The sequence below is a fragment of the Pseudomonas sp. PvP027 genome, assembly GCF_017833005.1.
Lineage (GTDB): Bacteria > Pseudomonadota > Gammaproteobacteria > Pseudomonadales > Pseudomonadaceae > Aquipseudomonas > Aquipseudomonas congelans.
Map to the genome: position 1 here is coordinate 842,510 of NZ_JAFIBK010000001.1, position 25,190 is coordinate 867,699.

Sequence of the window (25,190 nt, forward strand, 5' to 3'; positions counted from 1 at the left end):
TATCCGCACAGGAAACCCGCCAATGAACCAAACCACGAATGCTCCCGCTCCATCTTCCGAACATGCCGCTGCCCACCCGCATCCCGGCGCAGCGCGTGTCGGCATCGGCGGGCCGGTCGGCTCGGGCAAGACACGTCTGCTGGAACAACTGATCCCGCGCTTCATCGCGCGTGGTACAGAGCTGGCGATCATCACCAATGACCTTGCGACCCGTGAGGATGCCGAGCGTGTACAACGCAGCGGGCTGATCGACCCACAGCGGGTTCGTGCGGTGGAAACCGGCGCCTGCCCGCACACGGCCATTCGTGAAGACCCGACCCTCAACCTGCAAATGGCCGATGAGCTGGAAGCGCGTTTCGGCAATCTGGATCTGGTACTGATCGAATCCGGCGGCGACAACCTGGCCTCGACCTTTTCGCTGGATCTGGTGGACTACTGGATTTTCGTCATTGATGTGGCAGGCGGCGACGATATCCCGCGCAAACGCGGCCCCGGCGTTTTGAGCTGCGACCTGCTGGTGGTCAATAAATACGACTTGGCACCCTATGTGGGTGTCGACCTGCCGCGCATGCGACGCGAGTCGGCGCAGGCGCGCAACGGCCAGCCGGTGCTGTTTACCAACTGCAACACTGGCGAGGGCGTCGACGCGGTGGTTGAAGCGATAAGCCGTGCCGTGTTGTTTGACCGCATATGAACGCCCATCAATCGGCACTGCCTGCACAGACCAGAAGCACGGCGCATATTGCCTTCAGCAAGGCGCCTTCCGGGGCCAGCTATGTGTCTCGTCAGGAAGTCGGCTACCCCTTCCATCTGGGGCGTACCCTGACCCTGCCGCAAGACCCGCCCGGCATGGCAGCGGTCTACCTGCAATCGTGCTCGGGAGGCCTGTTCGCCGGGGAACAACTGCACCTGCATCTGCACGCAGGGCCAGGCACACAAGTGCACGTCAGCACCGGCGCTGCGACGGTCGCGCACAGCATGCTCGAGCAGTCGGCGCGGCAGACCGTGACACTGGTCGCCGAACCCGACGCGCTGCTGGAGTACCTGCCGATGGCTACCATCCTGTTTCCACAGACGCGGCTGCACAGCCAGGTGGACGTGACACTGCACCCCGGTGCGCGGGTGCTGCTGTGCGATGCATTCTGCCTGCACACACCTCCTGGCAGCGAAGGGCTGCCCGGCTTTTACCGCGCCGATCTGCAGGTTTATAGCCCGGCCGGAAAACTGCTGGCCGGTGACCGACTGGCAATGACCGGGGCAGACCTGCAACGCCGACTGCCCGGCGTGAGCGGACAACGGCAAGCCTTGGCAACGTTCATGCTGGTGGGTCAGGGTTTACCGGTAGAGAGTTTGAAACGGGCGTTGCGCGAGGCATTGCATGACGTTGCCGATAGCTACCAGGGCGTCAGCGCATTGCCGAACGATTGCGGCGTGTCCGTACGCGTGATGAGCGCCGATGCAGTGGCGTTGCGCAATGCCCTGCACCTGGCCTGGGCATGCGTTCGGCAGCAATTGACAGGACTTGCGCCGCGGGTGCGGCGCAAGTAATCCGCCAGGCGGTTGCAAAGCACTTTCCAGGCTCAAATGACTTACGGCCTGCCTTCCCAGCGACGAAAGAGAACGCTGGCATTGACCCCGCCAAATCCGAACCCGTTTGAAAGGGCATGAACGATCGGGGTCTCTCGGGCGACCATGGCCACCAGGTCAAGCCCTTCGGCAGCCTCATCGGGGTGGGTGAGGTTCAATGTGGGGGGCACGATCTGGTCTCTTAATGCCAGCACCGTGAAAACTGCTTCGACTCCGCCGGCAGCACCCAGCAAATGTCCGGTGGCCGATTTCGTAGAACTGATGGCGACGCCTGATCGAGTGCCGAACAATGAGCGAATCGCAGCCAGCTCACCCTTGTCACCGACAGGCGTGGAAGTGGCGTGAGCATTGATATGCTGCACCTCATCAACCCCTGCGCCACCTTGATGCAGTGCCTGCGCCATCGCCCTGCGGGCACCGCCACCGTCTTCCGGTCCGGCGGTCAGGTGATAGGCATCCGCACTGGTGCCATAGCCTGTCAGTTCCGCCAGCGGCGTCGCGCCCCGCGCCAGAGCATGCTCCAGTGATTCAATGACCAGCAGGCCTGCCCCTTCAGCCATGACGAAACCGTCACGGTCCCGGTCAAACGGTCGTGAAGCTTCTTGCGGTCGACCCGCAAAGCCGGTGGAAAGCGCACGGGCCGCAGCGAAGCACCCCAGGGTGACGCGATCAATGGCGGCCTCGGCACCACCGCAGATTGCAATGTCGGCCTCACCGCTTCTGATCAACCGCGCTGCGTCGCCAATGGCTTGCACGCCGGCTGCGCAAGCAGTCACGGGTGCACCCAGCGGCCCTTTGAAACCATAACGGATGGAAATCTGTCCAGCCGCCATGTTCGCCAGAAAGGATGGCGCAGTGAATGGCGACAGCCTGCGAGGTCCACGGGTATCCGTGACACGCACAGCTTCGGCAATGGCGCCAAAACCGCCAACCCCCGACGCAATAACGGTCGCCGTGCGCTGTTGTTCCACTTCAGAGTCAGGATGCCAACCCGCCTGCGCGAGCGCTTCGTGAGCAGCAACGAGCGCGAACTCGATGAAGCGGTCCATCTTCTTGCGCTCTTTCATCGGGATCACGCTATCCGGGGCGTACCCGGCAACCGGGTCTTCTCCAAGGGTCGGCACCTGACCTGCGACGGAAACACCGGTGCCGTCACTGACGCTGCCCGGCAGCAAGCCAATGCCTGAGCGGCCACCCAACAATCTGTGCCATACCTTTTCGACCCCGCACCCCAAGGGACTGACTATGCCGCAACCGGTTACGACAATCCGCTTTTGGCCATATTGATTCATGATCAGATCCTCTTCATCTCTGTGCCAGTTGAGGCGTGACTGCTGGAGTTTCGGGGCTGCGTTCCTCTATCCGGACGGATTTTGAACCAGATCGAATACATGGCCGGCAGGAAGACCAGCGTCATGACAGTCCCGCCGAGGGTGCCTCCGATCAGCGTGTAGGCAAGCGTGCCCCAGAACACCGAATGGGTCAGAGGGATGAACGCCAGGATCGCCGCCAGTGCCGTGAGCAGTACCGGGCGTGCTCGCTGTACGGTCGCTTCGACCACCGCACGAAACGGGTCGAGCCCTTGCTTTTCGTTATGGTCGATCTGCCCGATCAGGATCAAGGTATTGCGCATCAGAATGCCGGACAGCGCGATCAGCCCGACGAGAGCGTTGATGCCGAACGGCTGATTGAACAGAAGCAGTGTCGGCACAACGCCGATCAACCCAAGCGGCGCAGTGAAAAACACCATCATCATCGCCGACATCGAACGCACTTGAAGGATGATGATCAGCAAGGTGACGGCAATCATGATCGGAAACAGCGGGGCCAATGCCACAGTGGCCTTCGCCGACTCCTCTATTGATCCGGCCTGCTCGATCCGATAGCCCTCCGGCAGGCTGTCGATGATCGGCTGCAGTTCTTTCATGATTACGGCGGAGACATCCGGCGGCTGCAGATCTTCCGCAATATCACCGCGCACGGTGATGGTCGGCACACGATCTCTGCGGCGCAGAATCGGGTCTTCCATACGCACTTCGACCACTCCGGTCTGCGACAGAGGAATACGCTGACCGGCAGCCCCCACCAGCGTGAAACCCTCGATCTTCGCAGGGTCCAGGCGGATGTCACCCGCCGCCCTGCCCATCACGTCCACTGAACGGATATCTTCGCGCACAGAAGTGACAGGGACACCTGAGAGCAGGAACTGCAATTGACGGGCAACTGCGCTCGAGGTCAGCCCGACGGCCTGCAAGCGATCCTGATCCAGAGACAAGTGCAGCGTGGGTGCTCGTGCTCCCCAATCGCTGTTGACGGTACGCATCATCGGACTCGCCGCCATCACGGCTTCGACCCGCCCGGCGATCTCGCGCAATGTGTCAGTGTCTGGCCCGCGCACGCGATACGCCACGGGAAACGGTGAATAAGGACCGAACACGAGCTGTGTGACCCGCACCCGGGCCTCGGGTGCAAGCCCGTCAGCAACCGCTTCACGAATCCGCAGCTTGAGCGCCTCACGTGCGTCCTGGCTTTCAGTCAGTACAACGATCTTTGCAAACGATGGGTCCGGCAGCTCCGGCGCCATTGCCAGATAAAAACGTGGCGAGCCCTGGCCGATGTAGGACGTGACGATCTTCGCGGCATCCTGCTTTTGCAGCCACGCCTCGACCTTGGCGGTGGTGGCGCTGGTCTGCTCGATGGATGTGCCGTAGGGCATCTGCACTTCGATCAGTACTTCCGGGCGATCGGAGGTCGGGAAGAATTGCTTCTTGACCGCTCCCATCCCGAGAACCGCCACCACAAATGCAGCGATCACCGCACCCGACACCCACCACTTCCTGGCAATGACATGGGCCAGAATCCGCCTGAAACGATTGTAATGCGCAGTGTCGTAGATGGCGGCATGTCCGCCTTCAACCGGCTTGATTGCCGGCAGCATCTTCACCCCCAGATAAGGTGTGAAAACCACTGCAACTATCCAGGAGGCGATCAAGGCGATGCCGACAATCCAGAACATGTTGCTGGTGTACTCGCCGGCAGTCGATTGCGCAAAACCGTTCGGCATGAAGCCGACAGCGGTCACCAGGGTACCGGCAAGCATGGGCGCAGCTGTGTGACTCCAGGCATAGGCTGACGCCTTGATCCGGTCGTAGCCTTCCTCCATCTTCACCACCATCATTTCGATAGCAATGATTGCGTCGTCCACCAACAGGCCCAGCGCCAGGATCAGTGATCCCAGGGTAATACGATCAAAGTTCTTGCCTGTCGCTTCCATCACGACGAAGACAATGGCCAGCGTCAGCGGTACGGCTGCAGCGACCACCACACCGACGCGCCAGCCCATGCTGAGAAAGCACACCAGCATCACCACAAGCAGGGCGACGAAGAATTTGATCATGAACTCGTCAACGGCCGAACCGATGTTCACCGACTGGTCAGTGACCTTCGAAAGCGTCATTCCCAATGGCATGCCTTGATTGATTCTGACGGTTTCTGCGTCCAGCGCTTTACCCAGGTCCAGTCCGTTCCAGCCGTCGCGCATCACAATGCCCAGCAACAGGGCAGGTTCCCCCTGGTTGCGGACCAGAAAGGTCGCCGGGTCTTCATAGCCGCGCTCCACTGTCGCCACGTCCTGGAGCTTCAGCGTTTTACCCCGCGCCACAATCGGCGTGTTGCGGATTTTCTCAAGGGTGTCGAAGGCACCGTCCAGACGCAGAAACACCTGCGGCCCGCTGGTTTCAATCGAACCGGCAGGGGTCAGGACGTTCTGGTCGTCGAGCGCCGAAAAAATATCCTGGGGAGCGATACCCAATGTTGCCAGCCGCTCGTGGGAGAACGACACGAAAATTCGTTCGGCCTGTTCGCCGATGATATTGATCTTCTTCACGCCCGGCACATGCAGCAGACGCTGGCGCATTGACTCGGCATCGCGTACCAGCAGCCGCTGCGGTTCACCTTTGGCTTTCAACGCAAACAGCGCAAAGGTCACGTCCGAGAATTCATCATTGACCATCGGACCAATGACCCCCGCAGGCAACGACTTCGCGGCATCGCTGAGTTTCTTGCGCGCCTGATAAAACTCTTCCTGCACCTGAGAAGGTGGGGTCTTGTCCTGAAATGAAACCATAGTGAATGCCAGACCCGGCCGGGTGTAGGTCTCGCTACGGTCGTACCACTTCAATTCCTGCATGCGCTTTTCAAGCGGCTCGGCGACCTGATCCTGCATCTCCTGAGCGGTTGCGCCAGGCCAGGCAGAAATGACGGTCATTTGCTTGACGGTGAAAGGCGGATCTTCCGCACGCCCCAGTTTGAAAAATGAAAGCGTACCGGCCACGCCGATCAAAATAATCAGAAAGAGTGTGATGGCGCGTTCGCGAACGGCCAGTGCAGAAAGATTGAAGCGTCCCGGATTCATGGTCGTGCCTCAGCGGTGATAACACCCTGCTGCACGCGCACTTCCTCACCGTCGTGAAGCAAATGCGTGCCCAATGCCACGACCTGCTCACCGGCCTGGAGACCGCCACTCACGTTTGCCAAATCGTCACTCACACCCAGCAGTTGCACGGCGCGCCAGGTGACTTTGGCAGGCGTACCTGCAATGACCCAGACACCCGGGCCTTGACCCGGGTCATGCAGAGCGGCAATGGGTACCGCCAGCGACTGCCGGGCTGCCTTGCCCGCAGCGATATCGAGGGACACCGTTGACCCCAGAGGCGCACTGAGGTTTGAGCCTTCAAGCACATACCTGGCTTCAAACGTACGCGTCAGCGGGTCTGCGGCGTCAGAGAGCAGCCGCAGCCTTGCCGGTATGACGCGCGCACTGTCGCCATACAGTCTGGCCTCAGCCCGATCACCAATAGTCGGCCGCAAGGTTTCAGGCAGATGGACAATGGCTTCGCGTGGCCCCGCCTTTGCCAGCCTGACCACGGGCTGGCCTGCGCTGACAACCTGTCCAGGCTCGACCAGCGTATCGACCACAACGCCGTCGGCGTCCGCCAGTAAAACAGCGTACCCGCTTGCGTTGCGCGCCACGCTGGCCTGCGCTTGTGCAGCACTCAGTTCTGCCTTGGCGGTGTCGGCCAGGGATTTGATCCTGTCGTAGGCGGAAGCGGATATCGCACCAGCGACGACCAGGTCACGGTTACGCGCTTCGTCATCGGCGGTCTGCCTGGCTCGTGCCACAGCGGCGGCAACCGCCTGCTGTTGGGCCTGAGCCTGAAGCCCAAGGTCAACGGGGTCCAGGCGCATCAGTGGCTCACCGCGCTTGACGGTCTGGCCGGTATCCACCAGGCGCTCGAGCACCTTCCCGGAAACCCGAAACCCCAGGTCGCTCTGAACCCGAGCGACCACAACCCCGGTGAACAAACGGGAGGCTTGATCAGCATTTGCAACAGTGGCCGCCCTTACCAGAGGCGGCTGGGTACGTGGATCGCGCACCCCGGACGACTCGCTGCACGCAGTCAAAAAGAGAGGCAATAACAACAAGGCAGTGGTTTTGTGTCTGGACAGGAGCATGGGATCCCTACTTGAAATCAAGTGAGCAGGGATACGATTCTCCGTAAAGTGACCAAATTAGTCAATGGTCACAAATTCAAGGCGCCAGACTTCGTAGTATCAACGCCGACAAATGGACCGGGGCTGTCGCCACAATGTCGAGGTTATATTGCAATTGCACCGGGTTGATGTACGGACGCATGACCAGGTGAATGGCCTGAACGGCCTCGTCCAGAGGTGTCTTGCGTTCGAACTCTCCCGACTCCCTGCCTTCAAGAACGATTTGCTGGATAAGCTGGCGAATGCGCTCGTCGTGCGCGGCGGCAGAAGGCCACTGATCGCGGCCTGCAACAGCGGCTATGTCATACAGCTTCCGGTCGTGAAAAAACAGATCGCTACCGGCCTCCACAAGCGAGCGGAACAGGCGGCGCAACCTCTCCGACGCCGTTGGCGCTTCGCTGATGGCCGAGTTCACCAGCGCCATGATCATCGCCAGCCGGTTCGAGCAGATCACTTCGCCGATGGCTTGCTTGGAGTCGAAGAACTTGTAGATGTAGGCCTTGGAAAACCCAATGGCCTTGGCCAGATCGGAGACCGTGGTTTTCTCATAGCCGTAGTGGCCGAAATGCTGTGTTGCCGCTTCGACAACCTGGTCGCGAACGCTGTGGTCGGAGGGACCGCGCACTGGCGATGTCTTGATTTGTTTAGTCATATTTCCAGCTTAGCTAGGTGAACACTTATTGACAACAAGTGACCAAATCGTAATATAGTCACAACCTGATCACCTCAAGGAATTTCCATGCGCCCGCTTTGTACGTACGTACTGGTCATGAGCACCGGTCTGCTGTCGGGCTGCGCCGTGGGCCCGGATTACCGGCGTCCAGATGCGCCCCTGCCTGACCGCTATCTGACTCAACCCCGTGGCGCTGCGAATATTACCGCGCATCCGCTTGTCAGTGCCGCGTGGTGGGACGGTTTTGATGATCCGTTACTGAGCAGCTTCGTGTCACGCGCCCTGGCGCAGAATCTCGATCTCGCTCAAGCCAGCGCGCAACTTGCTCAGGCACGCGCCGGAGCAGATGCAGCGACCGCCGCCCTACTCCCGGCGGGCAACATCGATGCACAGACGGCTCGCGCTCATCAATCGGTGGAGACTCCACTCGGTCAGGTCCTGAACTCGGCACCTGGCTACGACCGTTATGGCAATTCCTATGAAGCCAATCTGACGGCAAGCTGGGAGCTGGACGTTTTTGGCGGTTTGAGACGCAGCCGACAGGCTGCACTGGCTGAATATCAAGCTTCGCAGGCAGGTGTTGCGGCTGCCAGGCTCGCTGTGGCAGCCCGGACCGCCGATACCTACATCACCATCCGTGGCCTGCAAGCCAGGCTGGCGATCACGCGCCGACAGGTTCAAACCCGGCAAGACCTGCTGGAAAAAGTCCAGCTTCTCTATGAGCGTGGTCTGTCCCCGGAATATGAAGTCCGTCAGATCGAAGCAGAGCTTTTACAAGTGCAGGCAACAGTGCCGATTCTGCAAACTGGTCTCGACGCGGCGATGAACGCGCTCGACGTGATGCTGGGTGTACCGCCTGGCACTCATCGAAGTTCATTGGCTGAAGCAGGTCCAATCCCGCACACACCTGAGCTCGCGTCGACAGGAACGCCAGCCGATCTTCTACGTCGCAGACCCGATCTGATTGTGGCCGAGCGGCGCCTCGCCGCTTCGAACGCGCGTATCGGCGTGGCGATCAGCGAGTATTACCCGAAACTTTCACTCAGCGCATTGCTGGGCAGCGCCACAGCTGTGTCGAGCGGCAATCTGTTTACCGGCGGTGCCAGTCAGTCAGCAGGTGTTTTGGGGCTGCGCTGGAGGCTTTTCGATTTCGGCCGGGTGAACGCCCGGATCAGTCAAGCCAAAGGACAAGAGGCAGAGGCTTTGGCGGCTTATCGACAGTCAGTTTTGCGTGCCACTGAGGACGTTGAAAACGCTTTCTCTTCGTTGGCCAACCGCGGAACTCAAGCTGCAATGCTGGATAAAGGCGAAGCTGCACTTGCTTCGGCCCGGCAATCCTCATTCGCAAGCTACAGCAAAGGTGCTGCCAGTTTGATCGAGGTTCTGCGCGCCGACGAGAAAATGCTACAGGTCGCCGACGCCAATGCGCAGGCGAAAGTCGAATCCGCGCAAGCGGCGGTCGCCGTCTTCAAAGCGCTGGGTGGTGGTTGGCAAGCGCCGCCCACCACTCCAGAGGAAGAGAAGATACACATGCTGTAGATGCCACCAACGCATGCATATCTTCAGGTCAGGCGTGCTCAGCGATAACGTTCAAGCCAGTGAGCGTAAGGCGCAGGCAGGGTCCAGGCGGATTTTTCCACGCCCAGTTCTTTCGCTGCGAAGTAGGCCCAGTGCGGATCGGCCAGATGCGCACGGCCAATCGAGACCAGATCGAGCTGGCCTGACTTGACCGCCTCTTCAGCCAGCTTCGGCTCGCCGAAGCCCCACGCGCTGGTCACCGGAATATCCGCTTCACGACGCACACGCTCGGCAACAGGCCCCATGAACGCAGGCCCCCATGGAATGTTGGCGTCCGGGGTACTGAAACCGACGCTGACACTCAGCAGGTCCAGACCGCCGGCCTTGAAGCGGCGCGCCAGTTCGATCGACTCTGCAAGCGTCTGCTCGTCGCGACCGTCATATTCGATAACGCCAAAGCGTGCGGTGAGCGGCAGGTTCTCAGGCCAGACCTCACGTACTGCGGCCAGGGTTTCCAGCAGGAAACGGCTGCGGTTATCAAAACTGCCGCCGTACTCATCGGTGCGCTGGTTGGAGTGCTCGGAGAAGAAGCTCTGTCCCAGGTAGCCGTGGGCAAAATGCAGCTCGATCCATTCAAAGCCCGCATCGCGAGCGCGACGGGCAGCATCGACAAAGTTCTGGCGAACACGAGCGATGTCTTCCAGGGTCATGGCGCGCGGGACTTTCGGCAGATTGGCACCGAACGCGATGGCGGACGGAGCGATGGTGTCCCAGCCGCGCGAATCGGAAGCCGCGATATGGTCATCGCCTTCCCACGGACGGTTGGCGCTGGCCTTGCGGCCGGCGTGGGCAATCTGAATACCCGGCACGCACCCTGCAGCCTTGATGGCTTTGACGACAGGCACGAATGCCTGCGCCTGTTCGTCATTCCAGATACCAGTGCAACCGGGGGTAATACGCCCTTCCGGCGCGACGGCGGTAGCTTCGACCACCAACAGGCCCGCACCACCGCGTGCCATGCTGGCCAGATGCACGTGGTGCCAGTCGTTGATAACACCTTCGGTTGCCGAGTACTGGCACATCGGAGGAATGGCGATTCGGTTGCGCAGCGTCACGTCTTTCAGTTTGAAGGGTTCGAACAATGCAGACATTGGAAAGCTCCCGTAGGCCAGATGACTTTTGATTTCAGTTGTTCGATGGTAATCGAACTATGGCAATAAACGGAAGCCTTGATATCATCCCCACCATGCGAACCTTCCAACACCCCGATCCTGAAGACCTCACACTCGAACGCGTGCTCTATGCCTTGAGTGATCCCGTTCGCATGGGAATCGTGCGCTGCCTGGCCGGCGTTGCAGAGGCCACCTGCGGCGAACTGGACGGCGGACGTCCCAAATCCAGCATGTCCCATCACTTCCGCGTGCTGCGCGATGCCGGGCTTGTACAGACGCGCAACGTGGGCACCACGCACATGAACTCGCTGCGTAAACAGGTCTTGGAAAGCCGTTTCCCGGGTCTGCTGGACAGTATTCTGGCTCAGCATTGACGTAAAAAGGTATCAGTCCTGAGACAGCCTGCGCTGCCATTTCATTGCATGAATTCCGATGTACTGCTCATCCTTGCCCTGCCGGACGACCTGAAAGCCCGCAGGGCATCACGCTTGGCACCCCTTTTGACCGGTTCTGACGACCTCCACGGGTATGTCATCAAGGCACCAAAGGTTAGGTGCGTTTTTTAAATATGCCAGAAAAAACCCCGGGATTAGCCATAGACCAATACCGGGGTTTTCAGCAGCGTGAGCGGGTTGACGAGCTTTCTTCAGACCTTATAGCCGAAACTTGCCCACTTCCGTCTGCAGGCTGGTGGCGAGGATCTTCAGGCCGCCGCTGGTCTTGAGCAGTTCCTGAACCGACATGTTGTTCTGTTCAGCCATTTGCGCAGAGCGCTCGACGTTACGTGCAACATCCTGGCTGGCGGCGGTTTGCTCACGCAGCGCGAAAGATATCTGGTCGACCACCTGCAGAACCTTGCCCGAACTGTCGCGAATCTCAATGATCGCTTGACCGGCAGTGCCCGCCATTTCCACGCCTTCGTTCACTTCCTGAACGCCGCTGCGCATGCTCTCGACGGTTTCCCGTACGCCCGCCTGAATTTTATCGATCATCCCGGCGATTTCCTTGGTGGACTTGCCGGTGTTCTGCGCCAGCAGGCGTACTTCGTCGGCAACCACTGCGAAGCCACGTCCCTGTTCACCGGCACGCGCCGCCTCGATGGCAGCGTTGAGGGCCAGCAGGTTGGTCTGATCGGCAATGCCCTGAATCACGCTGACGATCGACGAAATGTGCTCGGAGTGCTGACCCAGTCCTGCGACCTGAGTAGAAGACAGCTGCACTGTCCGGGCGATGCCATTCATGCTGGACAGGGTATTTTCGATGACCTGCGCACCGTCCTTCGACTGCTGCCCTGAGCGGCTGGCGAGTTCATGCGCCTCATCGGCGTTTTCGGAAACGTGATGGATGCTGACGGTCAGTTCTTCGATAGTAGCCGCCATCGCCGAGGCGGACGTCGACTGTTCCTGGATAGCACCGGACAGCTGTTCGGAAGCACCGGAAATCTGTTGCACGGCGACGACCAGTTGATTGGCGGCCTGGCTGATCTGTTGAATCATCTCGCGCAGGCGATTCTGCATACGATCAAAGGCTTTCGGCAGTTCATCGTGACTGCTGGTGTCGATCACAGTGTCCAGCTTGCCATTGGCAATTGCCGTTGCGGCATCAATGGCCAGTTGCAAGCGCGCCGTGGTGCTGCGCCCCAATACAGCGGCAAGGATCATCGCAAGAACAGCCGCGGCCAGGCCGCCGCACATCAGAATCATGATCGCAAACCGCTTGGCATCGGACATTTCCTGACTGCGCTGAACCAGCAACTTTTGCTCAGTACCGCTGATTTCAGCGAGCAGAGCACGCATGCTGTCCATCTTGGCTTTGTCGGCCCCCGAGGTGATGCGTGCATCCAGCTCATCATCAGGCATATTGCGTGCAGTCAGATCGCGGCGCAGGGCGATGATCGGATTGATATCTTCATCGAGCCAGCGCTTCTGGGTATCACCCAGAGCGGCCAGGCGGCGCTGCTGCTCCGCATTGTCAGCTGTCAGGCGCTTGAGCGAATCGAGTTCTTCGTTGAAACGCCTCTCCCCCGCCACCAATGGCTCCAGGAACGCATCCTTCGAAGCGATGACAAAGCCTCGCATCCCGGTCTCGATATTGATCAGCTGTTCAAGGGCAAGTTGCGCTTCGCTCAGCACCTGGTACGTATGAACATTGCTGTTTGTAGCCTCTTCGACCTGCTCGAAACCTCTGTAAGCACTCGCGACAAGGACGACGATAAGCACGATGATCGCGGCAAAGCTGAAGTAAAGCTTTTGCGAGATGCTGAGTTTGCTGAACATGATGTCGGTCCTGAACTAGCCATTCCGTGGCTTGCATGGTGGGCGCTATCACTCGTAAAAATGGGCTGAACCAACTTTTATGATTGATGTCATTGAGATAGTACTCATGTCGCCCGCCAGCTCAGTAACTTTAGAAGCTATAAGCTTACAAAACCTGAATAAAGGCTCTAAACCAAGCTAAGGCAATGATATTTAAGGATAAAAAATTTTTATTACACTTGGCATTCAATACTCTATACAACTCGAAAAACTTGACGCCCGAAGATTTCTGACGTCGATTTTTTGCCTGTGTTAGTCAAGGTATGTTCTGATTGCGACAGCTCAGATGTCGCTGAATAGCAAGTAATGGAGGGAAAAGTCATACTTTATCTTCGCTATTGAATCGGTTTACCGGCCCGAAAAGCGCTTGCGACCCCTTTTAAAGTGAAGTTTTCCGGTTGATACGGGGACAGATTTTGAGCGCTTACGCTGTCTTTCCGGTCCCCGCAGGCTGACGCATTAGTCCAGATACCGAGCATCCCTACAGAGCGGCTTACGGCTATTTCAGATCAAAACCAAGTGACATCACTGCCCGTCCTCACACGCTCCGCTGCACCGTCAGCAACTCTGGACGGTGAGAAAACAGCTGCAGGAACGCCCCGCCCAATGCGCAACCGGCCATTACGAAAAAGCACACGGTATAGCCGCTGAGGCTGGTCCAGCCACCGCCCATGGAAATCAGCGTTCCCATCAGCACCGGGGCGATACCGCCGCCGATGAACATCGCTGTGGTGATGATCCCGTTGGCTGTGGATGTCGCCGAAGGTTGCGCCGAGTCGGAAGCGACCGCGTAGTAGATGGGCCAGACAGCATTGGCGACCAGGCCGAACAGCAACTGCACGGCGATGACGATCAGGATGGTGTTGGCGAAGTAAAAGGCCCCGACGCTGACCGCCATCCATATGCCGCAGATGATCAATGTGATGCGCCGACCGATGATGTCCGACAGCGATGGCCAGATCAATTGCCCGAGGATGCCGGTCAGGGTGAACACCACGCTCATTCCCGCCGACTCGGCCAGCGACAGGTTGAGGATGTTGTACAGATAGGCTGGCAGGACAATGTTGACGCCCATGTACACCACTTGGGTGAGCATGGTGTTACCGGCAGTCAGGGCGATGTTGCGGTTGCTCAGGGTTGCCTTCACCGACTTCCAGACCTGGCCTTTTACGTTGGTCGACGGCGTGCTGTCCGGCGGGGTCATGCCTTTGGCAGCGATGTCCACGTACAGTTGAGTGATGCGCTCGGCCGTCGAGTAGCGTGCCCAGAAAATCATCAGCGGCAGCGCTACGACGAAGGCGAAGAAGAATACATAACGCCAGTTTTCCTCTCCGTAAGTGCTGATCACGAAACTGGCGACAATGCCGCTGAGCATCGCGCCGATGGGGTAACCGGTATGGTGCGCGCCCAGAGCAAAACCGCGACGTTCTACTGGCCACCACTCGGCAGTATTGCTGACACCGACAGGCTCGCCCCAGCCAGCGCCCAGATTCACCCCGACGCGCAAGGCGATGAAACTGGCCAGGCTGCCACTCAATGCCTTGAAGCCCGACAGAAACGACAGCGCGGTGTAACCCAGTACCAGCGGCACCTGAAAGCGCGCCCTCTTCCACCCACCGCCGTAGCGATCACTCCAGATAGAGCCGGGAATATCGAGAACGGCCAGTGCCAGCATGACCACCGTTGCCACCGTCCCCCACTGATCCGCAGACAGGTCGAAATGCTTGGAAATCGTCGGCCCCAGGCGCAAGACGATCTCGCGATCGTAGGCGTTCAAAATCCAGATCATCCAGCAGACCAGCAACGACACCCACGAAAAACGATGAATCTTGCCCAGCGATGCATTCTTGTTATTTGGCATGGGAAATCTCCAGGCGTGTCGCGCACGCCCCAGCGAGAAAGGGTTCAGTCGTCCTTAACGTTCAGGTTCGGTCTGTTGGTGGGTTAACTGGCAAAGCGCCGCTCGGCAATGCCTTTCACACCCAGCCCGGTGATGGCGAACAGGGCACCGCGCTGCTGGCCATCTTCCGGGAAACGCGGCAACGGCGGCTTGGCCATGGAGGTGACAAACAGTGTGTCCAGATTCGGGCCGCCGAAGGTCAGACTGGTCACTTTCTTCACCGGCATGTCGATGATGCGATCCACCCGCCCGTCAGGGGTGTAACGCACCAGCTTTCCGGCATACACCAGCGCTTGCCACAGACAGCCTTCGGCATCCACGGTGCAGCCATCCGCCGCGCCCCCTGCCGAGGTGTCGACCTTGGTAAAGGTGCGTCTGTTGGCGACTGCGCCGCTGGCGTTGTCGTAATCGTAGGTCCAGATCTCTCCTGACCAGGTGTCGGCGAAATAAAAAGTTTCCCCGCCCGGACTCCAGCAAGGGCCGTTGGACACGATGATGCCCTCATCCAGGGTGTGCAGGCTCAGGTCCGGGTCGAGGCGATACAGCTTTGCGCTGGCCTGATCCTCCTGCGTGTCCATCGAGCCCACGATGAACCGTCCCTGCCGATCGACCTTGCCATCATTGAGCCGATTGTTCGGCAAGCCGGGTTCAGGGTCGACGATCAGCTCGAGATCGCCGCTCGGCAGGTCAAGGTTGTAGATGCCGGTCTGCAACGCGACAAGCGCCGCGTCGCCATGCTTGCGCAAGGCCATGGAACCGATTTTCTGGCCGACATCCCAGGCGCGCAGTTCGCGCCCGTCGTCCGTGCAACGCAGGACACGGCCGTCGAAGCTGTCGATCCAGTACAGGCGCTGTTGCTCGACATCCCAGACCGGACCTTCGCCTAGCGTGGTCTTCACGTCGACAACGATTTCGATACGCATTTTTCACCTCTGTCTTGTTGTTATTGAGATGACGCATTTTGCGGCGACTAGAAATTAACCTTGTCCTGCCCCTTCAGGTCGAGCATTTCACGGGCTTCATCCGGCGTCGCCACCTGCCCGCCCAGCGCTTCGATCACCGTGCGGATACGCTTGACCTGATCGGCATTGGACGCCGCCAGCTTGCCCGGCCCGTCCCACAGCGAATCCTCCAGGCCGACACGCACATGACTGCCCATCGACAGGCCCATGGTGCCCAGCGGAATCTGATTGCGACCGGCCCCCAGGATCGACCACTGATAGGCATCGCCAAACAGGCGGTCAGCCGTACGGCGCATGTGCGCCAGGTCTTCAGGATGCCCGCCGATACCGCCGCGCAAACCGAATACCGACTGGATGAAAATCGGTGCCTTAAGCAACCCGCGCTGCAGAAAGTGCGCTGCGGTGTACAGATGACCGATGTCGTAGCATTCAATTTCAAAGCGTGTGCGGTTCTCGGCGCATGTATTGAGGATGTGCGCGATGTCGCGGAAGGTGTTACGGAAAATCCGGTCGTCGCTCTCGGCCAGATAGGGCCGCTCCCAGTCGTGCTTGAATTCGCTGTAGCGATCCAGCATTTCGTACAGCCCGAAGTTCATTGAGCCCATGTTCAACGAAGCGAGTTCCGGCTTGAGCTGCGCCACCGGTTGCAGGCGCTCTTCCACGCCCATGGTCGGCGCGCCGCCAGTAGTGATATTGATCACCACGTCGCTCTTTGCCTTGATCTGCGGCAGGAACTGCCGAAACAGATCGACATCCTGACTGGGCCGCCCGTCACGTGGGTCGCGGGCGTGCAAATGAACGATCGAGGCCCCGGCCTCGGCGGCACCGATGGCTGCATCGGCGATTTCCTGCGGCGTGATCGGCAAATGAGGCGACATCGACGGCGTGTGGATCGCCCCCGTGACGGCGCAGGTGATGATGACCGGACGTTTTTTGGGCATGAGCATTCTCCATTCTTGTTGTTGGCGAGAAGTCTGATGTGGAACATGACTCGGACGGTGTCCGGTCATGGTTGCTATCGGGCCGAATCCTCAGAGGTACTCGACGTTGCCATCCACACTGATGGCCTGACCCGTGACATTGCGGGCGGCGGGCGAGCATAAAAACAGCGCCATTGCGGCAACGTCCTCAGCGGTGACCATGCGCTTGAGCGAAATCTTTTTCAGGTACTCCTCGCGCATCTCCTCCTCCGGCACATTCATCTGTTGCGCTCGCGCCCGAATCACTCCGTCCATGCGCGGACCTTCGACGATACCGGGCAGCAAGGCGTTGACGCGGATATCACTTTCCCCCAGCTCGGACGCCAGCGACTTCATCAGCCCGACAATCGCCCACTTGGTCGCGGCATACGGGGTGCGCCAGGCATAGCCCAAGCGACCGGCGACCGAAGCGATATGGATCAGGTGAGCATTGGGTGAGGCCTTGAGCAACGGCACCGCGTGATGAGCGAAACGGTATTGCCCAGTGAGATTAATGTCGATGGTCCGCTGCCACTCTTCTTCGCTAATGGCATCGATGCCTGCCGTCGGACCGGCAATCCCGGCGTTGTTGATCAGCACATCAAGACCACCGAATTGCTCGCGCTGCACCTTGAATACCACTTCGATCTGCGCCGGATCAGCAACGTCTGCGTGGGTGGCGACACTGCCTGGATGGCGATCGAGGAATGCCGCAATGGCCGCCTCGCTGACATCGCACACATGTACCTTTGCCCCCGCTTCCAGGTAAGCCGCCGCCAACACCTCACCGATCCCGGCTGCACCGCCGGAAATAAGGACACGCAGACCTGCATAGGGAACCAGCCGATTGAGAACACTCATACTTTTTTCACTCCCGAGACACGCGACCTGGAGCGGTCGCTCTTTGCGATCAGGCGTGTCAGAGAGTCGGCAGCCTGCATGATGTCGTCGGTGACAGCTGCACGAGCCGCCGCCCCATCACGCGCCGCCAACGCCTCGACGATACGGTTGTGCGCCTCCATCGAACGCTGAAGATGCGCCCGGTCAGGCGCAACCAACGCGAAACACGGACCGATGTGCAGCCAGAAATTCTCCACTGCTGCCACGATGAGCTCAGCCTTGGCTACCGCATAAATGCGCCGGTGAAAGGCAAAGTTGGTCCACAGATAGAGCGCGACATCAACGCTGTCAGCAGCCTTCTGCATCTGCCCACAGAGCTGGCTGATGTCGGCAAGATCGGCGTCGTTGATCAGAATCACGGCTTTCTCGGCCAACAGACCTTCCAGCGCCACACGCGCATCGCGAATCTCGCGCAGCCGCTCCGGGGTCATCATGGGCACACGCAGCCGGGCGGTTTCGGTGACTTCGAAGGCGTTCTCTGCACTGAGACGATTCAGTGCTTCGCGCACCGGCATCGGACTGGAACCCAGCGCCTCGGCCAGACCACGGATCGTCAGCTTCTGACCCGGCTGAAAGCGCCCGCTCATCAGTGCTTCACGAATCTGCCGGTACACCTGATCCTGGAGGGTATCGCGAGAAACCTGCCGCATGGCGGGCAGGAGGATGGGACGATCTGTCATGGGGAGTGACTCATATTGGCTTTCTTATGGCACGAATATGTGATCACAAATAACATATGTCAAATTATTTTTTTGGAGACAGTGGGTGCTTTGGTGGGAGCTCGTGTCGCGGGCCTAGGGGCAAAGCGTTCGTGTGGGGGAAGGTCGCCACGATTTTAGGTAACAGCTATTGGCTATTCCGAGTGGCTGGATGAGGACGCTGGCACGGGACTGCGCCTCTTCTAAAAAGCGCCAGGTCTTTATATGTGCAAGCAAGGAGGTTTCAGCCAATACCAGACGAGCAGAACTAGCAAAGGCAACAACCCTAGATACTCAACCCCGACGCCGGGTTAAAGGATACGTTTCTCGGGGGCAAGGTCACCTCTCGATCAGCCCTGAAATCGACAGTATTGGACATGGACAGGCGTACGTAATCGGTATACTGATCAACTCATCATTGAGCCTCTGATTAATTCAGAAAATCTGTATATTGCCGACCATGCAAATCAAAGCCTGTTTATTTTTTGATGGAATAATTTTATGCAAAAAAAAGAAATTATAATAAAAATTAGCGCACCTACAAACCTGGCCACGAAAACATTGAGATCAAAAAAATAATCAAGAAGAAGCAATATCCATACCGAATGAAAAGCAGCGCACGCAATCGCAAATAAATAGACTCTTGCGTTTGAAAAAAATCGTCCAGCTTTTTGTCGGCTCACTGTTTCTGTATCCCGTCTACTGTGATGGCGTCGGCGGCTCTATCTATAACTAACACAGGTACTGACGTGTTTCTATATGCACGAACATAGTCAGTTCTAATATATCTAAATAGCCGCCAAGAATCTGGTTTTAAAACCAGCTTCGTGACACCGTATACAGACATCGCAAGGTCAGCTGACCCGTAGGCCATATTACCTTCTCGTGCCCCGTAACCAACTGCTTTCGCTGCTGCCTGGTATCCCTTTCTTACTGGGCCTTCTGTATCAATACGCCCCTCCCAAAGGTTGCGCCCGTTTTCATAAACGTTATTTGCACCATGAGCCATAATTGGCACACCTGCAACGAGGCACAACGTACCGACAGAGCCATAGCAAATGCCCGCACCCGCTACGACTTGCATTGCTCCGGCGACTGCTCCAACGCCTTTTTTGGCAACCTCCCATGACTGGGCAAACAAGCTATCTTGTTCATCCTTTATTTCTTTCAGGCCCTGCTCAGGACTTTTCTTACCTTCAGAAACATCATTAACAATACTTCTGGCGTAACAGGCGACTTCACGGTTGAATTGCAATCGCAGTGTGCCATTATTAATATGCTTAATACCTAATGTACAGGCTTGCTCTCCTAGCTTCTCGGCGGCAGTACTGACCAGCAAATAGTTTGTGCCGTTCTCGTCTGTTGGTTTCATTCTTCATTCCCTCTGGGCAACGTATGTGCGGTTAGTCATACATCCCCCCATGAGATTAAATTTTCCATTTTATCTGTTGGCACTCAATCCATTCATTTACGCAAATGGCTTATTCGCAGTCCTGTCCCAGCCCCCAGAAACGATGCCGGCACTACCACCATCAGCGCGACGTTGTTGTGAGTATTCAAATTTAATGCGGCCGTAATTCAGGTTTACTACTTCTACGGGGAAACCTGACTGGTCGGCACCTTGACCGCTGACTAATGAGATCAGAACTTCTTAAAGTACGATGTCCATATACTTGAATTTTTCAGTTCCTGCACGATGGATTCGAATAGTCACATTTTTGATATGCGACCCCCTACAGCAAAGCTCAAATAGCTTAGGGGTGGCTCTATCTACATATTTGCTGATCTGGAAATCGCCAAGGGAAACCCCTCCAGCAGTAGCTCCCCCACTCGAGCTGGCAGTCTGACTGATGGACTGCATGGCGTTGTAGTGGTAGGAAAGCAATTCGACCCAACCTTTGTGCCCATCGTCAAGAGACTCGCCCTCAACACCATCAACCTTCATAAACGCATCAAAAGACATAGAACTCCCTGTTCTTCAAAAACAAAAATGCAAAAATCAGTCACATGTTAGTACCTCTGTGGAATCAGTACCACTGCAGAATCCTGCAATCACCTTCCTTGTCCTATCCGTCCCTCCGCAGGACCAATGCTCGGATCACCTGACCTAGGCTGCAAACATGGTGTCAGAAAATGATCACACGGAGTGGTTGTGACAATTTGCAAAGGGTGACAACCATCGAGAGACAGCGAATCAATCAAAACTCACGCGCATGAAAAAGCCCAACCTTCTCAGATTGGGCTAAGTCATTGAATTATATGGTCGGGACGGAGTGATTCGAACACTCGACCCCTAGCACCCCATGCTAGTGCGCTACCGGACTGCGCTACGCCCCGACTAGGCGTGTATCTGTTTTGCAAAGTGCGAAAACGTTGAGGAATATACCCTAAGCATTTGAATTTTGGAAGTATCCTGACTGCTCAATTACGCCTTGAGCATGACGAGAACGTCTTCCAGCTCCGCAATCATCTCGCGAATCATCTGCTTGTACTGCTGGGTGTCATCCTTCGGTTCACCGCTGGTAAGACGAAGTCGGGCGCCACCGATGGTGAAGCCCTGATCGTATAGCAGGCCGCGGATCTGGCGGATCATCAGCACGTCCTGGCGCTGATAATACCGACGGTTTCCGCGTCTCTTGACGGGGTTGAGTTGAGGAAACTCCTGCTCCCAATAACGCAGAACGTGCGGTTTTACCGCGCAGAGCTCGCTCACCTCACCGATGGTGAAGTAGCGTTTGCCGGGGATCGGCGGCAGCTCGTCGTTATGACTTGGTTCCAGCATATGCCTCAACTCGGGCCTTCAGCTTCTGCCCTGGACGAAAGGTGACCACACGGCGCGCCGTAATCGGAATCTCTTCACCGGTCTTGGGATTTCTCCCAGGCCGCTGGCGCTTGTCTCGAAGGTCGAAGTTGCCGAAACCTGACAACTTCACCTGCTCGTTATCTTCCAGAGCGTGCCTGATTTCTTCAAAAAACAGTTCGACCAGTTCCTTGGCTTCCCGTTTATTCAGGCCCAGCTCTTCGTACAGACGTTCGGCCATCTCAGCTTTCGTCAGAGCCCCCATACGCTACTTCCTTAACGTGGCGTTTAACCTCTCCTCAAGCGAGGTGAGGATAGCAAGTGTCGTTGCGTTTACCTCATCGTCATTAAGAGTGCGTGATGGATGCTGCCAGGTCAAGCCGACTGCAAGGCTTTTTCTATGCGGATCAATGCCTTTACCCTGGTAAACATCAAATAACCTGAGGTCTGTGAGCCACTCGCCTGCATTTTCACGAATAACGTCCAGAACCGCACTGGCCGAAACATCCCGATCGGCCAGCAGTGCCAGGTCGCGACGCACTTCAGGGAAGCGCGACAACTCGTGGAATTTCGGCAGACGGCCGGTCGACACTTCGGCCAGAACCAGCTCGAAAACAAACACTGGACGATCCAGGCCGAGGGTTTTCGACAGTTCCGGGTGAATGGCGCCCAGGAAACCGACTTCACGGCCATCACGCTCGATGCGAGCCGTCTGGCCTGGGTGCAAGGCAGGATGCTGACCCGGCGTGAAGGTAAACTCGCCCAGCGCACCGGCAAAGCCCAGAACCGCTTCAACGTCAGCCTTGACGTCGAAGAAATCGACTACGTCGCGACCTTGCGCCCAACCTTCCGGCAGGCGGCTGCCGCAGACCACGCCAGCGAGCATCGGCTCTTGCTTCAAGCCGTCGAGCTGACCGACGAAGCGCAGGCCGCTTTCGAACATGCGTACGCGATCCTGCTGGCGGTTGAGGTTGTGCTGCAGCGCCTTGACCAGACCTGGCCACAACGAGGCACGCATGGCCGCCATGTCATTGGATATCGGGTTGGCCAGCAGCAACGGCTTGGCGCCCGGAGTGAACAGTTCAAACCACTTCGGATCGATAAAGCTGTAAGTGATCGCTTCCTGATAACCGCGGGCAACCAGCAGGCGGCGCAGCTCAGGCAGATCGCCCTTGGCTTCGGCCTTGGCCTGTGGAGCCAGACGGGCTTGCGGGTAGCGGACCGGCAGACGGTTGTAGCCGTACAGACGCGCCAGCTCTTCGATCAGGTCGACTTCAAGGCTGATATCGAAACGATGACTTGGCACTTCGACACGCCATTGCCCATCGGCTTCGGCAGTCACAGCCAGACCGAGACCTGTCAGCAGGCGTTCGATTTCGGCGTTTTCGATCACCAGACCGAGCATCTGCTCGACGCGGCTGGCGCGCAGCGTAACCGGGGCGATCGACGGCAAATGCTGCTCGCTGACCACTTCGATCACGGGGCCGGCTTCGCCACCAGTGATTTCCAGCAGCAGGCCAGTGGCTCGCTCCATGGCTTCACGGGCCAGTTGCCAGTCCACACCACGCTCGTAGCGGTGCGAAGCGTCGGTATGCAAACCATAGGAACGCGCCTTGCCAGCCACCGAAATGGTGTCGAAGAACGCGCTTTCCAGGAAAATATCGCGAGTACCGGCAGTCACACCGCTGTGCTCGCCACCCATGACCCCGGCGATTGCCAGCGCGCGCTGATGATCGGCAATGACCAGGGTGTCGGCACGCAGGCTGACTTCCTGGCCGTCGAGCAGAACGAGCTTCTCGCCCTCCTCGGCCATGCGCACGCGAATCCCGCCGTTGATTTCGGCCAGATCGAACGCATGCAGAGGCTGACCCAGCTCCAGCATCACGTAGTTGGTAATGTCGACAGCGGCATCGATGCTGCGCACATCGGAACGACGCAGACGCTCGACCATCCACAGCGGGGTCGGACGCGACAGGTCGACGTTGCGAATCACGCGGCCCAGGTAACGTGGGCATGCAGCCGGAGCCAATACTTCGACCGGGCGCACTTCGTCATGCACAGCGCTGACAGCAACGACCTGCGGACGGGTGACCTCAGCGGCGTACAACGCGCCGACTTCACGCGCCAGACCAGCCACCGACAGGCAGTCGCCACGGTTCGGGGTCAGGTCGACCTCGATGCTGGCATCGTCCAGGCTCAGATAGACACGAATGTCCTGACCAACCGGCGCATCAGCAGCCAGTTCCATCAGGCCATCATTGCCCTCGCCGGCCTGCAACTCGGCAGCGGAACACAACATGCCGTTGGACTCGACGCCGCGCAGCTTGGCTTTCTTTATCTTGAAGTCGCCCGGAAGCTCGGCGCCGATCATGGCGAATGGAATTTTCAGACCCGGACGCACATTTGGCGCGCCACAGACGACCTGAAAGGTTTCACTGCCATTGCTGACCTGACACACGCGCAGCTTGTCGGCATCGGGGTGTTGCTCGGTGCTCAGCACCTCGCCCACCACCACGCCGCTGAAAACGCCGGCGGCCAGCGTCACGCTGTCAACCTCAAGACCGGCCATCGACAGACGAGCAACCAGCTCGTCGCGGGAAACCTGCGGGCTTACCCAGCCGCGCACCCATTGTTCACTGAATTTCATCCTGCTCTCCTGAAAGGTTCGTACGACTTAGCGAAATTGCGCGAGGAACCGCAAATCGTTGTCGAAGAACAGGCGCAAATCATTGACGCCGTAACGCAGCATGGCCAGACGCTCTACGCCCATGCCAAACGCAAAGCCCTGAAACTCTTCAGGGTCGATGCCGGACATGCGCAGCACGTTCGGGTGGACCATGCCGCAACCCATGACTTCAAGCCAGCCGGTCTGCTTGCAGACGCGGCAGCCCTTGCCACTGCACATCACGCATTCCATATCCACTTCCGCCGAGGGCTCGGTGAACGGGAAATACGAAGGACGGAAGCGCACGGCCAGCTCTTTTTCGAAGAACACACGCAGGAATTCTTCGATGGTGCCTTTCAGATCGGCAAAATTGATATCGCGATCGACCAGCAGACCTTCGATCTGGTGGAACATCGGCGAGTGGGTGATATCCGAGTCGCTACGGTACACACGGCCTGGACAGACGATGCGGATCGGCGGCTGCTGCGATTCCATGGTGCGTACCTGTACCGGCGAGGTATGGGTGCGCAGCAGCATGTTCGCATTGAAATAGAAGGTGTCGTGCATCGACCGGGCCGGGTGGTGGCCTGGGATGTTGAGCGCCTCGAAGTTGTGGTAATCGTCTTCGACTTCAGGGCCTTCGGCGATGCCGTAGCCGATGTGCGTGAAGAATTGTTCGATACGTTCCAGAGTACGGGTAATCGGGTGCAGACCACCTGAGGTCTGACCGCGGCCCGGCAGGGTCACATCGATGCATTCAGCTGCGAGCCTGGCAGTCAGTTCCGCCTGCTCAAACGATGCCTTGCGTGCATTGAGAACCTCTGTGACACGTTCCTTGGCAACGTTGATCAGCGCACCGACTTGCGGACGCTCTTCAGCTGGCAGGTTCCCCAGGGTCTTCATCACCTGAGTCAACTCGCCTTTCTTGCCGAGGTAGTGAACCCGGATTTGCTCCAGGGCATTGATATCTTCGGCGCTTTGCACAGCCTCAAGAGCTTGAGAGACCAGCGCGTCCAGGTTTTCCATGTACAGACTCCAGATACAAAATAGGGGAAGAGCTGAAGGCTCTTCCCCTATTTATGACGTTTAACACCGACCCCGGAGAACCGGGGCAAGTGATTGTCGGGGACTTAGGCCAAGGTGGCTTTAGCTTTCTCGACAATCGCAGCAAACGCCGCTTTTTCGTTCACTGCCAGATCAGCCAGAACCTTACGGTCGATCTCGATGGACGCTTTTTTCAGGCCGGCAATGAAACGGCTGTAGGACAGACCGTTAACACGAGCACCAGCGTTGATACGAGCGATCCACAGAGCGCGGAACTGACGTTTTTTCTGACGACGGTCGCGGTAGGCGTATTGGCCTGCCTTGATTACCGCTTGCTTGGCAACACGGAATACGCGTGAACGCGCGCCGTAGTAGCCTTTTGCAAGTTTCAGAATTTTTTTGTGACGCTTACGGGCAATGACGCCACGCTTTACACGAGCCATG

General features: G+C 58.1%; 21 protein-coding genes, 1 tRNA gene and 1 pseudogene. 4 read left to right on the forward strand and 19 right to left on the reverse strand.

Going from position 1 to position 25,190, the window contains the following annotated elements; translation table 11 throughout:
* Positions 1–22 precede the first annotated feature (22 nt).
* A complete protein-coding gene (ureG, locus tag JOE33_RS03230) occupies positions 23–694 on the forward strand; it encodes an urease accessory protein UreG (protein ID WP_010430637.1) in 672 nt (223 codons plus the stop codon).
* Entirely contained in the window at positions 691–1,548 is an 858-nt protein-coding gene (locus JOE33_RS03235) for an urease accessory protein UreD (RefSeq protein WP_010430634.1), read from the forward strand. The genes ureG and JOE33_RS03235 overlap by 4 nt, the downstream gene beginning before the upstream one ends.
* 41 nt (positions 1,549–1,589) lie before the next feature.
* On the opposite strand, the gene fabF is transcribed toward JOE33_RS03235, so the two are convergent.
* From fabF to JOE33_RS03255, 4 genes are all read right to left on the reverse strand, one after another.
* On the reverse strand, positions 1,590–2,879 hold the full coding sequence (gene fabF / locus JOE33_RS03240) for a beta-ketoacyl-ACP synthase II (RefSeq protein ID WP_122528940.1): 1,290 nt from the start codon (positions 2,877–2,879) through the stop codon (positions 1,590–1,592).
* A 2-nt stretch (positions 2,880–2,881) separates the two neighbouring features.
* The gene (locus JOE33_RS03245) at positions 2,882–6,001 is read right to left on the reverse strand and encodes an efflux RND transporter permease subunit (protein WP_187625807.1); all 3,120 of its coding nucleotides are present in this window, start codon (positions 5,999–6,001) and stop codon (positions 2,882–2,884) included.
* A complete protein-coding gene (locus JOE33_RS03250) occupies positions 5,998–7,101 on the reverse strand; it encodes an efflux RND transporter periplasmic adaptor subunit (protein WP_187625808.1) in 1,104 nt (367 codons plus the stop codon). The genes JOE33_RS03245 and JOE33_RS03250 overlap by 4 nt, the downstream gene beginning before the upstream one ends.
* 76 nt (positions 7,102–7,177) lie before the next feature.
* A complete protein-coding gene (locus tag JOE33_RS03255; RefSeq protein WP_032614630.1) occupies positions 7,178–7,792 on the reverse strand; it encodes a TetR/AcrR family transcriptional regulator in 615 nt (204 codons plus the stop codon).
* A gap of 87 nt (positions 7,793–7,879) precedes the next feature.
* Here JOE33_RS03255 and JOE33_RS03260 point away from each other — a divergent pair, with 87 nt between their 5' ends.
* Positions 7,880–9,352, forward strand: a complete 1,473-nt coding sequence (locus JOE33_RS03260; protein ID WP_187625809.1) for an efflux transporter outer membrane subunit — start codon at positions 7,880–7,882, stop codon at positions 9,350–9,352.
* Between the two features lie 38 nt (positions 9,353–9,390).
* Here the strand turns inward: JOE33_RS03260 and JOE33_RS03265 are convergent, their stop codons facing one another.
* Positions 9,391–10,482 (reverse strand): NADH:flavin oxidoreductase/NADH oxidase, encoded by a 1,092-nt coding sequence (locus JOE33_RS03265; RefSeq protein WP_010430619.1) that lies wholly within the window; start codon positions 10,480–10,482, stop codon positions 9,391–9,393.
* Positions 10,483–10,541: 59 nt separating this feature from the next.
* On the opposite strand from JOE33_RS03265, the gene JOE33_RS03270 reads away from it, so the two are divergent.
* Positions 10,542–10,877: a helix-turn-helix domain-containing protein gene (locus JOE33_RS03270; RefSeq protein WP_010430616.1), complete on the forward strand. Its 336-nt coding sequence runs from the start codon at positions 10,542–10,544 to the stop codon at positions 10,875–10,877.
* A gap of 279 nt (positions 10,878–11,156) precedes the next feature.
* Here JOE33_RS03270 and JOE33_RS03275 read toward each other — a convergent pair whose 3' ends face one another.
* From JOE33_RS03275 to rplT, 14 genes and pseudogenes are all read right to left on the reverse strand, one after another.
* Positions 11,157–12,779 (reverse strand): methyl-accepting chemotaxis protein, encoded by a 1,623-nt coding sequence (locus JOE33_RS03275; RefSeq protein WP_032614624.1) that lies wholly within the window; start codon positions 12,777–12,779, stop codon positions 11,157–11,159.
* 577 nt (positions 12,780–13,356) lie between these two features.
* Positions 13,357–14,679 carry an MFS transporter gene (locus JOE33_RS03280; protein WP_010433508.1) on the reverse strand — a complete coding sequence of 441 codons (1,323 nt, stop codon included), beginning with the start codon at positions 14,677–14,679 and terminating at the stop codon, positions 13,357–13,359.
* An 83-nt stretch (positions 14,680–14,762) separates the two neighbouring features.
* Complete coding sequence (locus JOE33_RS03285) at positions 14,763–15,641, reverse strand: SMP-30/gluconolactonase/LRE family protein (protein WP_187625810.1); 879 nt, start codon at positions 15,639–15,641, stop codon at positions 14,763–14,765.
* 47 nt (positions 15,642–15,688) lie between these two features.
* Entirely contained in the window at positions 15,689–16,621 is a 933-nt protein-coding gene (locus tag JOE33_RS03290) for a 3-keto-5-aminohexanoate cleavage protein (RefSeq protein WP_010433502.1), read from the reverse strand.
* Positions 16,622–16,711: 90 nt separating this feature from the next.
* Positions 16,712–17,500, reverse strand: a complete 789-nt coding sequence (locus tag JOE33_RS03295; RefSeq protein ID WP_010433500.1) for an SDR family oxidoreductase — start codon at positions 17,498–17,500, stop codon at positions 16,712–16,714.
* Positions 17,497–18,219, reverse strand: coding sequence for a GntR family transcriptional regulator (locus JOE33_RS03300; protein ID WP_054993000.1), 723 nt, complete (start codon positions 18,217–18,219; stop codon positions 17,497–17,499). The genes JOE33_RS03295 and JOE33_RS03300 overlap by 4 nt, the downstream gene beginning before the upstream one ends.
* A gap of 697 nt (positions 18,220–18,916) precedes the next feature.
* Complete coding sequence (locus tag JOE33_RS03305; RefSeq protein ID WP_187625811.1) at positions 18,917–19,609, reverse strand: DUF4225 domain-containing protein; 693 nt, start codon at positions 19,607–19,609, stop codon at positions 18,917–18,919.
* A 96-nt stretch (positions 19,610–19,705) separates the two neighbouring features.
* Positions 19,706–20,200, reverse strand: a pseudogene (locus tag JOE33_RS03310) (type VI secretion system tube protein Hcp).
* Between the two features lie 297 nt (positions 20,201–20,497).
* Positions 20,498–20,574, reverse strand: a tRNA-Pro gene (locus JOE33_RS03315).
* 88 nt (positions 20,575–20,662) lie between these two features.
* The gene (locus JOE33_RS03320; RefSeq protein ID WP_003315559.1) at positions 20,663–21,019 is read right to left on the reverse strand and encodes a MerR family transcriptional regulator; all 357 of its coding nucleotides are present in this window, start codon (positions 21,017–21,019) and stop codon (positions 20,663–20,665) included.
* A complete protein-coding gene (gene ihfA / locus JOE33_RS03325) occupies positions 21,000–21,302 on the reverse strand; it encodes an integration host factor subunit alpha (RefSeq protein ID WP_002553164.1) in 303 nt (100 codons plus the stop codon). The genes JOE33_RS03320 and ihfA overlap by 20 nt, the downstream gene beginning before the upstream one ends.
* Before the next feature lie 3 nt (positions 21,303–21,305).
* Positions 21,306–23,684, reverse strand: coding sequence for a phenylalanine--tRNA ligase subunit beta (gene pheT, locus JOE33_RS03330; RefSeq protein ID WP_187625812.1), 2,379 nt, complete (start codon positions 23,682–23,684; stop codon positions 21,306–21,308).
* Positions 23,685–23,711: 27 nt separating this feature from the next.
* Positions 23,712–24,728: a phenylalanine--tRNA ligase subunit alpha gene (pheS, locus tag JOE33_RS03335; protein ID WP_003367019.1), complete on the reverse strand. Its 1,017-nt coding sequence runs from the start codon at positions 24,726–24,728 to the stop codon at positions 23,712–23,714.
* A 104-nt stretch (positions 24,729–24,832) separates the two neighbouring features.
* Positions 24,833–25,189: a 50S ribosomal protein L20 gene (gene rplT, locus JOE33_RS03340; protein ID WP_002553161.1), complete on the reverse strand. Its 357-nt coding sequence runs from the start codon at positions 25,187–25,189 to the stop codon at positions 24,833–24,835.
* Between the last annotated feature and the right edge of the window lies 1 nt (position 25,190).